Annotated in this window: 12 protein-coding genes; 3 read left to right on the plus strand and 9 right to left on the minus strand. The window is 59.3% G+C overall.

Going from position 1 to position 13,236, the window contains the following annotated elements; all coding sequences use genetic code 11:
- The first annotated feature begins 96 nt into the window (after nucleotides 1-96).
- Nucleotides 97-318 (plus strand): DUF1127 domain-containing protein, encoded by a 222-nt coding sequence (locus ACL2XG_RS16495; RefSeq protein ID WP_410012912.1) that lies wholly within the window; start codon nucleotides 97-99, stop codon nucleotides 316-318.
- On the opposite strand, the gene ACL2XG_RS16500 is transcribed toward ACL2XG_RS16495, so the two are convergent.
- From ACL2XG_RS16500 to ACL2XG_RS16535, 8 genes are all read right to left on the minus strand, one after another.
- Nucleotides 307-1,113 carry a phosphate/phosphite/phosphonate ABC transporter substrate-binding protein gene (locus tag ACL2XG_RS16500; protein WP_410012913.1) on the minus strand — a complete coding sequence of 269 codons (807 nt, stop codon included), beginning with the start codon at nucleotides 1,111-1,113 and terminating at the stop codon, nucleotides 307-309. The genes ACL2XG_RS16495 and ACL2XG_RS16500 overlap by 12 nt on opposite strands.
- On the minus strand, nucleotides 1,110-2,114 hold the full coding sequence (locus ACL2XG_RS16505) for an ornithine cyclodeaminase family protein (protein WP_413721723.1): 1,005 nt from the start codon (nucleotides 2,112-2,114) through the stop codon (nucleotides 1,110-1,112). The genes ACL2XG_RS16500 and ACL2XG_RS16505 overlap by 4 nt, the downstream gene beginning before the upstream one ends.
- A gap of 21 nt (nucleotides 2,115-2,135) precedes the next feature.
- Nucleotides 2,136-3,086 carry an ABC transporter ATP-binding protein gene (locus ACL2XG_RS16510; RefSeq protein ID WP_413721722.1) on the minus strand — a complete coding sequence of 317 codons (951 nt, stop codon included), beginning with the start codon at nucleotides 3,084-3,086 and terminating at the stop codon, nucleotides 2,136-2,138.
- Between the two features lie 5 nt (nucleotides 3,087-3,091).
- A complete protein-coding gene (locus ACL2XG_RS16515) occupies nucleotides 3,092-3,736 on the minus strand; it encodes an ABC transporter permease (RefSeq protein WP_410012916.1) in 645 nt (214 codons plus the stop codon).
- Nucleotides 3,733-4,380, minus strand: coding sequence for an ABC transporter permease (locus ACL2XG_RS16520; RefSeq protein ID WP_410012917.1), 648 nt, complete (start codon nucleotides 4,378-4,380; stop codon nucleotides 3,733-3,735). The genes ACL2XG_RS16515 and ACL2XG_RS16520 overlap by 4 nt, the downstream gene beginning before the upstream one ends.
- Complete coding sequence (locus tag ACL2XG_RS16525; protein WP_410012918.1) at nucleotides 4,355-5,929, minus strand: histidine ammonia-lyase; 1,575 nt, start codon at nucleotides 5,927-5,929, stop codon at nucleotides 4,355-4,357. The genes ACL2XG_RS16520 and ACL2XG_RS16525 overlap by 26 nt, the downstream gene beginning before the upstream one ends.
- A 19-nt stretch (nucleotides 5,930-5,948) precedes the next feature.
- Nucleotides 5,949-6,839, minus strand: a complete 891-nt coding sequence (locus tag ACL2XG_RS16530) for a glycine betaine ABC transporter substrate-binding protein (RefSeq protein ID WP_410012919.1) — start codon at nucleotides 6,837-6,839, stop codon at nucleotides 5,949-5,951.
- A 264-nt stretch (nucleotides 6,840-7,103) separates the two neighbouring features.
- The gene (locus ACL2XG_RS16535; protein WP_410012920.1) at nucleotides 7,104-7,490 is read right to left on the minus strand and encodes a MerR family transcriptional regulator; all 387 of its coding nucleotides are present in this window, start codon (nucleotides 7,488-7,490) and stop codon (nucleotides 7,104-7,106) included.
- An 89-nt stretch (nucleotides 7,491-7,579) separates the two neighbouring features.
- On the opposite strand from ACL2XG_RS16535, the gene ACL2XG_RS16540 reads away from it, so the two are divergent.
- A complete protein-coding gene (locus ACL2XG_RS16540; protein ID WP_413721721.1) occupies nucleotides 7,580-8,488 on the plus strand; it encodes an alpha/beta fold hydrolase in 909 nt (302 codons plus the stop codon).
- 474 nt (nucleotides 8,489-8,962) lie between these two features.
- A complete protein-coding gene (locus ACL2XG_RS16545; RefSeq protein WP_413721720.1) occupies nucleotides 8,963-10,282 on the plus strand; it encodes a ferric reductase-like transmembrane domain-containing protein in 1,320 nt (439 codons plus the stop codon).
- Between the two features lie 209 nt (nucleotides 10,283-10,491).
- Here ACL2XG_RS16545 and ACL2XG_RS16550 read toward each other — a convergent pair whose 3' ends face one another.
- Nucleotides 10,492-13,218, minus strand: a complete 2,727-nt coding sequence (locus ACL2XG_RS16550) for a cation-transporting P-type ATPase (RefSeq protein WP_413721719.1) — start codon at nucleotides 13,216-13,218, stop codon at nucleotides 10,492-10,494.
- Nucleotides 13,219-13,236 lie beyond the last annotated feature (18 nt).

Below are 13,236 nucleotides of genomic sequence, written 5' to 3' on the forward strand. Positions count from 1 at the left end.
GCCATCTGTCTATGACAAACCATTAATCGGTTGAATCTACTCGTTTTTAGGCAAAGGATTCATGCTGTTGCCATCAATTGCGGATGGACGACAGCCATGAAGAATCTTATTACGGCGGACCCTGATAACGCGCCTGAGCGCATCGCTTGCGGCAATACCGGCTGGTGGCGGCGGTTATATGGCCGGTATCAACAGTGGCGGCGACACTCCCGCAGCCGCAAGGCGCTGAGGTCGCTTAATGACGCGCAATTGCGGGACATCGGCCTTACCCGTGATGACCTGCCGTATAAAGATGAGCGCGGCCCGTCAGCGCAGTAGCCGGTATCCCGCCTGTTCAGCGGCGGCTGCCCGCCGCGCCAGCAACTGATAGTCGCGTGGGTCGGGGATCTTAAATCCTTGCAGCTGCAGGGCCGCCAGCAGCGCGGAGCCGTTACTGTCCTGGGCTAAGGCGATAAACGCGCGTTGCAGGGCGGCAAGCGCGGCCGGCGGCAGTGAAGCCGACGCCACCAGCAGGGGCATCGGAGCCGGCGCGGTGTGATCTATCACCCGTACTTTTTCTATCAGCGCCGGCTCGTCGCGCGCCAGCAGTTCATAGGCATAGCTGTCCACCGGGCCGATATCGGCGTCGCCGCCGGCGACGGCCTCCACGACCCGGCGCGGGGTCACCAGCGGGCCGGTGGTTTCGCGATACAATGTGGTTTGCCCGGGGCGCAGGAACGGCAGCAGGTGAAAGCGCAGGGCGCTGTAGCCGGAGTGCGATTCCGGGTTGGTAAACGCCAGGCGCCCGCCGAAGGTATCCCGCAATTGCCGGTAGGGCGCATCGCGGGCGACGATCAGGCGGCTGCGGTAGCTGCCGGGGCCATCGGGCAGCGAATGCAGCGGAACCGGCGCGGCAATGGCCACGACGGGAAACAGCCCGAGCGAAAACGGCAGGCCGCACATAAATACCCCGGCCAGATCCGGACGTTGCCATAGCGCTTCCAGCGGGGCAGGGGCCGGATAATCAATCACTTCCCCAGAGATGCCGGCGCGCCGGTAGACCGCCTGCAGCAGCGTTTTCCAGCCCGCCGCCGCCGCCGCGGTGACCGAATACATACGTCCGTTGGCGATCATGCGTAGCGTAACTCCTGTCCGATACCAAGCCTGCGCGCCTTTTCCAGCATCGCATGACCCAGGGCAATATCGCTGAGCGACAGACCGCGATGCCAGAACAGGATAGTTTCATCGTCGTTCTCGCGTCCGCTTTTAACACCGGCGACGATCTGGCCCAATTCGCCATGCAGCGTTTCCCCGCTAAGCTTGCCGGCTTCAACGTGCGCCCGCAGGGAGCCAAACATGCCGCCTTTGCACTGGCCCCAATCATCCACCACCAGTTTATCCATGATGTCGGTCAGCGACAGCTCAACCGCGCTCATCGTGCCGTAGGGCACGACCAATGCGCCGGGTTTGATCCAGGCGGTTTTCAGCATGGGCGCCGGCTTTTCCAGCCGTGACGCCTCGACCACGATATCCGCATCGCGCACACAGCTTTCCCAATCGGCGGTGACGATAATCTTTTTGCCCAAATCCTGTTCCAGGCGCTGCGCGAAGGCGTTGCGACTTTCCGGACGGCGGGAGTGAACGCGGATTTCATCGAAGTCATACAGACTGTCCAGCAGGCGTACATTCCAGTAAGCGGTGCCGCGCGCGCCGATATGCCCGAGTATTTTGCTGTTTTTACGCGCCAGATGGCGGGCGCCCAGCGCGGTAATCGCTCCGGTGCGCATATCGGTAATGGCCGATGCGTCCATGATGGCCACCGGCATGCCGGTGCGCGGGTTAAATAGATTGAGCATCGCCATCTCGGACGGCAGGCCCAGTTGGTAGTTATTCACGTAGTCGCCCACCACCTTCACGCCCGCCAGGTTAAGCGGCGCGATATAGCCGCGCAGTACGTTGAAATGGCCGTTAAACGCCGGATCGGGGATCAGGTGCATGCGGGGCTCGATGACCGTTTGGTTTTGCCCCTGCGCCAGCAGTCCGGCTTCGACGGCGGCGAGGATTTCGCTGTCGGTCATCGCCAGTTGCTGGATGTCCGGGCCATTGAGGTAACTGATATTGACGTGTGCAGTCATTTAATTCCCTTAGTCCGGCGCTCAGGCCGCAAGCAATGTTTGCTGATAATGAAAAAGCTGCTGACGGTTTAATTCCCCCAGCACCTGGTGTTGGTCATCGGTAATGCGCACGCCTGGCGCATCCTGGGCCAGCATCAGGGCCAGCACGTCTTTCAGGCTCGCCCGGGCGTTGACCGAGAGGGTATAGCCGCTTTGGGCGCCGGGCGTCATCGCATGACCGACCGGCGTCAGCGCCAGCAGTTTTAACGACGCGTCGCTGCCGATAAACGCGGCGACAAAGTCATCGGCCGGTTTGCTGAGGATAGCCACGGGCGTGTCGTACTGACAGAGTTTACCGTCGCGCATAATGGCGATGCGATCGCCCATCTTGATGGCTTCGTCGAGATCGTGGGTCACAATTACCACGGTTTTCTTAACCCGCTGCAGGATTTGCTTAAATTCGTTTTGCAACCGGCCGCGTACCAGCGGATCGATGGCCCCGAAGGGCTCATCCATCAGCATGACCGGCGGGTCGGCCGCCAGCGCCCTGGCCACCCCGACGCGCTGGCGCTGTCCGCCCGACAGTTCCGCCGGATAGCGGCCGCGATCGACGGGATCGAGACCGACCAGATGCAGCAACTCATCGACACGCGCGTCGGTTTTGCGGCGATCCCAGCCCAGTAGACGCGGCACGGTGGCGATATTGTCCGCGATGTTCATATGCGGAAACAGGCCGACGTTCTGGATAACATACCCGATCTGGCGGCGCAGTTGCACGGGATCGACGGCGGTCACATCTTCGCCATTAACGAAGACGCGTCCCCGGGTGGCGTCCTCCAGCCGGTTAATCAGCCGCATGGTGGTGGTTTTTCCGCAGCCGGAGGGGCCAATCAGCGCGGTGGTGGAACCTTCCGGAATCTCAAGCGTCAGGTCAAATACCGCTTTTGCCGTTGTCCCGGGATAAATCTTGGTAATATTTTCCAGTCTGATCATGGGGTTTACCCTTTAGGGACGTGTTTGAACCCGATTTTTTCAACGGCGCCGAACAGCAGTTCGGCGCCGATGGCCAACAGGATGATGGGGATGGCGCCCACCAGCAGGCGCGACATATCCATAATGGCGATGCCGGTGGTGACAAAATCACCCAGCCCGCCGCCGCCGATAAAGGAGGCCAGCGCCGCGCCGCCGATCACCTGCACGGCGGCCGTGCGCACGCCCGCCAGAATGCCGGGCGCCGCCAGCGGCAGAATGACCCGGCGCGTTGTTTGCGCGCGCGTCAGCCCCATTCCCTTGGCGGCGGAGAGCGTGTCGTTATCCACCGCCTGAATGCTGGTGCAGGTATTCAGCAGGATCGGCGGCAGGGCGAGAATCACCAGCGCCACCACCGACGGCAGCAGCCCGATGCCCAAAAACGGCAGCGCCGCCGCCAGGATCGCCAGGCTGGGAATGGTTCTCAGGGTGCTGGCGATATTGGTGGCGATAAACGTGGCGCGCGGCGAGGCCGCCACTTTCACCCCAATCGGAATAGCCAGCAGCAGCGAAAACAACAGCGCCAGCCCGCACATCACCAGGTGTTGGCGCAGGGCGTCGAGGAACTGATCCGGATTAGCCGCAATCCAGCGCCACGCATCCAAAAAAATCATGCGTTTGCCTCCACGCGAACGACGGCATGGACGCGTCGCGCCAGGCGCCGTTGCAGCAGCAGGAACAGCGCGTCGACACCGATGGCCAGCAAAGAGGTCAGGCCGCCGCCCACCAGGATTTTTTCCGGATAACGCTGGTCCAGCCCGGCGAAAATAATGGTGCCCAGACCGCCCGCGTTAATATAGGCGGCCACCGTGGCGATGCCGATAAGAGTGGTGGTGGCGATGCGCAGCCCGGTGATAATAAACGGCAGCGCCAGCGGCAGCTCAATCTCCCACAGCATGCGCCAGTAGCCATAACCCATACCGCGCGCCGCATTCAGCACGTCGGGCGCAATGGCGTGAAAGCCGGTAGCGATATTACGCACCATGATCATCAGCGCGTAGGCGGTGAGGCCGACAATCGCCGGCAGCAGGCCAATTCCCAGCCATGGAATAAACAGCGCGAACAGCGCCAGGCTGGGAATGGAAAACAGCATGCCGGTGAAGGTCAGCACCAGCGCATAGGTTTTGGGCCGGCGGGCGCTCCAGATGCCTAATATCATGGCGATGATGAAGGCGCCGCTTATCGATATGCCCACCAGGTAAAGATGTTGCCATAAGGCCAGGCCGATATCATCAAGGTGTTTGGGAGCCCAACGCATGGCACTCAGTCTCCAGAAGCTGTTCGCCGGCGTTCAGCCAGCCGGGGGCGGTAATGGCCTTAGCCAGATTTTCAATATCGCGGGCGGTGGAGCGATCCTGATCCAATACGGCGACCCGTCCGCGCACGCGGGCATAAACGGCCGCGCTGCCCTGGCCAAGCCGCGCCTGTGGGTCCTGGCGCAAATCGACGGCCTGCGCCGCCACCATCAATTCAATGGCTACCAGATAGCGCAGGCTTTCCACCAGGCGCGCCGTTTTACTGATGACGGCCATGGCCTGCGAGGCGTAGTCCTCCACCCGATCGGCCACCGGTATGGTGATAGCGGACAGCGGATTGGCCTGATGCACAATATCGCCGGTCAGCGCGGAAATGGTTTTTTGCAGCGTGGCAAACCCCGTCTGCCCGCGGTGCGGCGTCAGGAAGCGCGGCAGCCCGCTGGCCCCCTCGGACATCAGTTTCATCATGCGTTCAGCGGCGCAGCTGGCCTGGCGCGCCAGCGCCAAACCCAGGGCTTCAAATGCCAGCGCCAAATGCGTGGCGTCAAAATTGGCGTTGGCCAACACCATCCCGGCCTCGGCTATCAGGGCCGGATTATCATCAGCGCTGTTCAGCTCAAGTTCAGTCGCCTGCCGGGCCAGGTTGAAGGCCTGATAGACGCTTGCCAGCACCGACGCCGCGCAACGGAAGCTCAGCGGGTCTTGCAGCAGACGCGCGCCGCCGGGCTGGCATAAAACACCGCCGGCCAGCAGCGACAGCAGATGGGCCGCGCATTCCGCTCCTCCCGGCAGCCGGCGGATACGGCTGGCCCATGACGACAGCGGGGAGATGTTGGCGCGGAACGCTTCAAACGACAGGGCAATGGCGCCGGCCTGGACGTTAACCAGTTGGGCAATATCGGCCAGCAGCAAGGCGGCCAGGCCGACGCTTGCCGCATTGGAGGAAACCAGCGCCAGTCCATCCTTGCCGGTCAGAGCCGGCAGGGTGAAACCCAGGGTGCGCGCCAGCGCGCGGATATCGGTGACCTGTCCCCGGTATTCCGCCTCTCCGTCGCCCGCCAGCGCGCAGCCGATATGCGCCAGCGGCGCCAGATCGGCTTCGCCGATCGAACCCAGCAATGGCACCTGCGGATGCACGCCAAGATTTAATAAATTAAGTAAGGCCTGTGCGCTCGGCAATGAGATGCCGGAATACCCTTCGGCAATGCCGGCAAGCCGCGCCAGCATCATCGCCCTGACCTGTACGCTATCGGCAAGCGGGCCGACGCCTACCGCGCGCGCCAGTGGAATACGCTGCTGGATGGCGTGCAGGCGCGCGCTATCCTGGCGCCCGTCGGCGCCATTGAGCACCGCGGTATCCACGCCGGCGCCCAGGCCGGTGGTCACGCCGTAGATCCGATCGCCGGCGTCTATGCGCTGGTAAAGAAAAGAAAAGCCGTTTTTTATGCGCTCAAGCGCCGCCGGACTAAACGCCACCGGCTGATTTTCCCGCGCTATGCGCGCAAGCGTTGCCACGGTTAAAGCACTGTCGCCACCGAGATGAAACGTCATGATCACTTTTGCCCGGTTGTCAGGGTTTCACAATGCCTTTTTCACGCAGAAACGCTTGCGCGACGTCGGCCGGTTCTTCTTTGTCTTTTTCCACCGCGGCGTTAAGTTTTTGCATGGTGGCGTTATCAAGCAGCGCGCTGACCTTATTAAGCGCCGCTTCCGCGTTGGGGTAGGCCTTTAGCGCCTGGTCGCGGACCACCGGGGCGACGAAATACGGTGGGAAGAGATGCTTATCGTCCGCAAGCGAGACATATTGTCCATCGGCGATTTGCCAGTCGGTGGCGAAACCGTTGGCGACATCGATCTGTCCGGCGGCCAGTGCATCATAGCGCAGGCCGACTTTAGCGAACTGGCGGAAGGATTTGAATTTAATGCCGTAAACCTGCTCCAGTCCTTTCAGGCCGTCCTGGCGATCGCCGAACTCCGCCCCCGCGCCGATGGTCAGTTGCGGCGCCACCTTGGCGAGATCGGAGAGGGTTTTTAAGCGATATTTATCGGCGGTGGCTTTACTGACCAGCAGAGCATAGCCATTGTTCAGCCTGGCCGGGGCCAGCCAGGTAAGCTGATATCTCTCGGCGTAGGCGGTTTTGACCTGCTGGTAGACTTTGTCCGGGTCGGATGACAATTCACCTTTCACCACCGCGCTCAGGGCGGTACCGGTGTATTCGGGATACATATCGATATCGCCTTTTACCAGCGCCGCCTGCGCTATCAGCGTGCCGCCCAGGTTAATTTTGCGTTCAACCGGAATACCCGCCTGCTCCAATGCCGAGGCATAGATTTCCGCCAGAATATACTGTTCGGTAAAGCTCTTGCTGCCGACGATAAAATCCGCTGCCTGGGCCGCTGACGCTAAGGCGCTTAATCCGGCAATGAAAAATACCATCTGCTTAAGGGGGGTTATGCGCATTTTTTTCCAGAGTAGAATGAGTTGTGTGAATAGACAGGTATATACAATTTCTATGCCAACAATATAAAACATCAATAATCATTGACTTAGGCCCATCAGCCGCTATTGTCGCGGAGTAAACACGCGCAATTGCACCAGCATATGAGAACGGCCCTTCGAAAGTAGCGCATAAACACCGCGCGGGTGAAATTCGTTTTCGCCATAAGTTATAGCGTTAGTAGCAAAGACAGATCGGATCGGTCGGGATGACCAGCCGCAAGAAAATCAGTCCAGGGGAGGGATAACGCCCTCGGCCAGCGTCTTGAGCAGGCGCGCGCGGCGGCGCTCGAGGTCGGCTATCTGGCGCTCGATGGAATCCAGGCGCTTGCGCTGGACCTCGGTGGTCTGGGGGCAGGCGCTCGCCCCTTCGATCATCCGCATGCAGTCGGGGAACGCGCGGATCTCCGCCAGGCTAAAGCCGGTGGCGATCATGCGCTGGATCTGCCTGACCTGAGCCACCGCCGCCGGGGGAAATGACCGGTAGCCGTTACAGGTGCGGATGGACGTGAGCAACCCCTGCTCATCGTAGTGGCGGATAGAGCGTACGCTGGCGCCGGTTGCGCGCGCGAGCTGGCCAACGGTCAGCGAGTCTGGCGGAATCGTTTTATTCATGGCAACAGCATAGCACATTTTTACCTTGACCCTGACATCAGTGTGAGGGTTGAGTCTGTGGGCTCTTGTCCAACCGAAGAGCATTGCTTATGTCCACATTTACGTTTAGCCGCATCTTGTCCGCGCTGGTGGTGACCGCCACGCTGTTCACTTTTCCCCCGGCAGCGCTAGCCGACACGAAAAACTACACTATTACCGCGCCGGACGGCGTAAAAATAGCCGTCCAGGAAGCGGGCAATCCCGACGGCGCCGCCATTATTTTTATCCATGGCCTGCTTGGCAGCCATCTTAACTGGGAGGGGCAAATCAACAGCCCGCAGCTTGCGCGCTATCGTCTGATTACCTACGATATGCGCGGCCACGGCCTGTCCGGTAAGCCCACCGACGCCGCGTCTTACACCGACGGACGGCGCTGGGCGGAAGATCTCGCCGCGGTCATCAAAACGTCGCATGCGCGAAAACCGGTGCTGGTGGGGTGGTCGCTGGGCGGGGTCGTTATCTCCAATTATCTGGAAGAGTACGGCGATAGTCCTATCGCCGGCGCGGTTTATGTTGACGGCGTGATTGAACTTAAGCCCGATCAGCTACCGCCGCATCCTGCGGTCTATCGCGATTTGAATGCGCCTGATTTAAAGGCCCACCTCGACGCCGTACGTGATTTCCTCAGCCTGTGCTTCTATACCCAGCCGGACGCGGCCACTTTCGGGCGTCTATACGCCAATGCCGCCATGGCCTCATGGGATATGCAGCGAGCCGTGATGTCGATAACGGTCGATGCGGCCAGGGCCCTGGGCAAGGTCCGGGTGCCGGTGCTGCTGATTTATGGCGCCCGGGACGCGCTGGTGCGGCCAACGACGACCATGGCCCGCGCGCAGGCGCTGAATCCGGCGATACAAAAGAAGCTTTACGCCAATTCGGGCCATGCGCCTTTTATCGAGGAGCCGGAGCGCTTTAACCGCGATCTGTCCGCCTTTACCGATAAGACGTTGCCGCGCTAAGCCCGTTTGACGGGATGGCCGCATGAACAACGCGCGGGTGATTACGTTCTGCCATGCCGCGGGGCTAAAATGCCCGGCGGCATGTATTAGTTTCTGGCTCAGCGGCAAGTATCTTCGTTATTTACCAGCGGGTAACGGCGCTGGCCGGGGACGTCTGACGCCATCATTGCGTCCGGCGGTAATATTATAAAAAATGCGTTATGCCACCCGGATAAACGATAAAAAAAGCTTATAAATAAAATTATCAATGGAATATTAATAACAAGGTTATTTATTTAACTCTCTCTGCCATTGGAATATTAAGAATAATTACTCTTATTCCATACCGCGATCACAATTTAATTTTTACTCGAGATGAACTCTATTTTTTAATAGAGATTATTTACAAACGGAGAGCTGACGCAATTTTTGCCAGGTTAAACAGGCTTATACTGACCGAAATCTGATAATAATGATCTGTGCGGGGAGTTAACCATGCTTACCTTTGCGCTGCGTAATAGCCTGTGGCTGCTGGTTTATCTGTTCTTTATTTCGGCTCCGCTGTTTGTCCTGCTGTTAGGCTCGCTGCCGCCCGCGCGTGATTTCTGGACCGAGTTATCCATGGCCCTGGGATATTCGGGATTAGCGATCATGGGGCTGCAATTCGGCCTGACGGCGCGCTTTCGCTGGGTAACCAAACCCTGGGGCGAGGATGTTATCTATCATTTCCACCGGCGCATCTCGTTAATCGCCCTTGGCCTGGTGCTGGCCCATCCGCTGATTTTGTTTATTATCCGCCCGGAGCTGCTCGCGCTGCTTAATTTTTTCGCGGCCCCCTGGCGCGCCAGGCTGGCGGCGATATCCACCTATTCGCTGATTGCCCTGATCGTCATGGCGCTATGGCGGGTGAAACTCAGGCTCAGCTATGAGGTGTGGCACATCACCCATATCATCCTGGCTGTGGCGGCCGTGGCGGCGGGACTTTTGCATATGGCCGCATGGGGCTTTTATCTTAATGACCCGGTAAAAAAAGCGTTGTGGTGCGGGCTGATGCTGTTCTGGCTGGCGTTGCTGCTGTATGTCCGCCTGGTAAAACCTCTTTTTATGCTACGCCGGCCCTACCGGGTAACGCAGGTGAAAGCCGAACGCGGCGCCACCACCACCTTGGTGATGATGCCGGAGGGACATAAGGGGTTTGGTTTTACGCCGGGCCAGTTCGGCTGGCTGACGCTGTGGAAGGGTCCGTTTAATATTACTGGCCATCCCTTCTCGTTCTCCTCCAGCGCGGAGGCGGAAGGCGGACGCGTAGAGATGTCGATCCGCAACTTGGGCGATTTCACCGCTAAAATCGCCCGGGTTACCGCCGGACAACGGGTGTATCTCGACGGTCCTTACGGAGCATTCACCATCGGCAACCCGGCCGACATGCATGTGCTGATTGCCGGGGGCGTGGGTATTACCCCCATGATGAGCATGTTGCGCACCCTGGCCGATCGTGGCGATAAACGCCCGGTGGTACTGATATACGGCAGCAAGGACTGGGAATCCATTACTTTTCGCGAGGAGCTGGACGCCTTGCGGGCACGGCTTGATCTGACGCTGGTGCATGTTCTGTCCCACCCCCATGAGGGCTGGACGGGAGAGACCGGCTTTATTAACGCCGCCTTGTTCAGGCGTCACCTGCCGCCGCCGTATAATTTGCATGAATACTTTATTTGCGGGCCGAACGTGATGATGGATGCCATTGAACACGCCTTGTCCGAGATGGATGTGCCGATGGCCAAATACCATACCGAACGCTATAACTTCGCTTGAGGAACATAGATTATGCAACGACGTGTCGCCGAACAGTTGGCTTTGATCAGCGGGCTTATTATCGTGATGCTGGCGCTACTGTTCGCCTGTTTACGGGTCTATGGATGATTGCCCGGCACGCCCCTTTTACAGTGACGGCCGGGACGAAAAGATCCGGTTAATCCTGTGTTTGGTATGCCAGCCCGGCGCCGATGGCCGGGCCTTTGGACTTAGGCCGCGTTAGCCGTGGTTCTTAACCGGGCAAACACCCATTTTTCAATTTCAACAATAATGAATATACCGATGCTGACCTGCAGGGTAACGCCCCAGTAAAAAGCCGGCAGCGGCTCGGTGCCGAACGCCCGATTCATAAACGGCAGGTAGATAATGGCCAGTTGCAGCACTATCAGCACGCCGGTGACCAGCCATAATCCCCGGTTGAGGAATATTTCCCGGTTCAATGGGAAGCGGTCCATTACCCGGCAATTGAACATATAAATCCATTGCGCGGTGACCAGCGTTTGCATGACCAGCGTGCGGATAAATTCGCCGCTGTAGCCGCGCGGCAGCAGCAATGATTCCAGCCAAAAGGCGCTGCAGGCGATAAGCGTGCCGACAAAAGCGATACGCCAGATGGCATGGCCGTCCAGCACATGCCGGGCGGGATCGCGCGGCGGGCGCAGCATCACGCCTTTTTCCGCCGGTTCAAAGGCCAGGCCGAACGACAGCGTGGTGGACGTGGCCATATTCACCCACAATATTTGCAGGGCGGTCAGGGGGATCACCGCGCCGGCCAGGATGGCGAAGATAATCAACAGCCCTTGCGCCAGGTTGGTGGGCAAAATAAACAGGATGGTTTTTTTCAGGTTGTCGTAAACGCGTCGCCCTTCTTTAACCGCGTTGGCGATAGTGGCGAAATTATCATCGGTTAATACCATGTCCGCCGCTTCCTTGGTGACCTCGGTACCCTTAATTCCCATGGCGATACCCACATCGGCCTGTTTCAGCGCCGGTGCATCGTTAACGCCGTCGCCGGTCATGCCGACCACCCCGCCTTTGTCCTGCAGCGCTTTGACCAACCGCAGCTTATGCTCCGGGCTGGTGCGGGCAAAAATATCATAATGCACCGCGGCGCCGGCCAGCTGGTTGTCATCCATATGCTCCAGCTGGCTGCCGGTAATGGATTCAACCCCATTGCCGATCCCAAGCATGGCGCCGATGGCCATGGCGGTTTCCTGATGGTCGCCGGTAATCATTTTCACGCGGATGCCGGCACGCTGGCACAGGGCGATGGCTTCGATGGCCTCGGGACGCGGCGGATCCATCATGCCGGCGATGCCGGCAAATACCATGCCCCGCTGGATATCCGCATGCTCCAGGCCCGTCTCTCCTGGTATGGGGTGTTTAAAGGCGGCGGCCACCATCCGCAATCCCTGCCTGGCATAGCGCGCCATTTCCTCTTCCCAGAAATCACGGCGAAACGGGCGTAATCCCTCTTGCGCCAGTTCCTGGTGACAGAAGGTAAACAGCACGTCCGGCGCGCCGGTAAGGAAAACCAGGGTCTCATCGCCGATCTGATGGCGGGTCGCCATATATTTATACGCGGAGTCAAAGGGGATTTTATCCAGCAGGCTGACCTCGCCAAGCCGCAGGCCGGACTTAGCGGCCAGTACCTTCAGCGCGCCCTCCGTCGGCCCGCCGGTAATGCCCCACAGGCCCCGTTCGTCCTGCCGGATTTGGCTGTCATTACACAATTCCACCGCGGTAATAAAGCGCGCCAGGGCGGCATCCTCGCTCAGTGCCACCGCCTGCTCGCTTTCCTGCGGGTAAATTTTACCCACCGGCTCATAACTTTCCCCGGCCACCCGATAGCTGCGATCCGCCACCACCACCGCTTTTACCGTCATTTCATTCATCGTCAGCGTGCCGGTTTTATCGGAGCAGACCACGGTCATGGCTCCCAGGGTTTCCACCGTCGGCAGCTTGCGGATAATCGCCCGCGCCCGCGCCATGGACTGTACGCCCAGCGACAGGATAATGGAGATGATCGCCGGCAATCCTTCGGGCACCGCGGCGACGGCAAGGCTTATCAGCGCCAGCAGCAAGTCGGTGAACGGCATATCGCGCAGGAAAAAAGCGAAGATAAACAGCAGCCCCATCATCACCAGGATCAGCATGAAAATGCCTTTGCCCAGGCGATCCATTTGCGTCAACAGCGGTGTGCGGTGCGGATCGATGGCGGCCATCATCTGGTTAATATGGCCTAACTCGGTATCGCCGCCGCTGGCTATCACCACGCCTTTGGCCGTGCCCGCGCTGATGGTGGTGCCGGAAAACAGCAAATTAACGCGATCGCCAATCGTCACCTCCCGATCAATCGCGCCGATATGTTTGGCCACCACTGTCGATTCACCGGTTAGAATGGCCTCTTCCACCAGCAGGTTATGGGCCTCCAATAACCGCAGGTCGGCCGGGATTTTGTCGCCCGGGCGCAGGGCGACGATATCGCCGGGCACCAAATCCCGGGCTGCAATGGTTTGGGTAATCCCCGCGCGAATCACCACCGCCGTGCTGGACAGCATGCCCTGAATGCTTTTCAGCGATTTTTCAGCGTTGCTTTCCTGCACAAAACCAATCAGCGCATTAATCACCGCCACCGCCAGGATAATGACCATATCGACCCATTGCGCCATAATCCCTTTTAATACCGCCGCAATCAGCAGTATATAAATCAGCACATCATTAAAGTGCGCCAGGAATTGTAATAACGGATGCCGGGTTTTGCGCGCGGGCAGTTCATTGGCGCCATGGCGGCGCAGGCGTTCGGCGGCCTCATGCGCGCTTAATCCGGCATCGGTGGTGTCAAGCTGGCGCAACGTTTCCTTCGTATCCAGCCTGTACCAGGCTTGGTCCGGGTTCGTTGGTGAAACAGATGGTTTTACCGGTGCGGTAGCCATGTAATGACCTCCAAAGGG

The sequence above is a fragment of the Sodalis sp. RH24 genome (assembly GCF_047324145.1).
GTDB lineage: Bacteria > Pseudomonadota > Gammaproteobacteria > Enterobacterales > Enterobacteriaceae > Acerihabitans.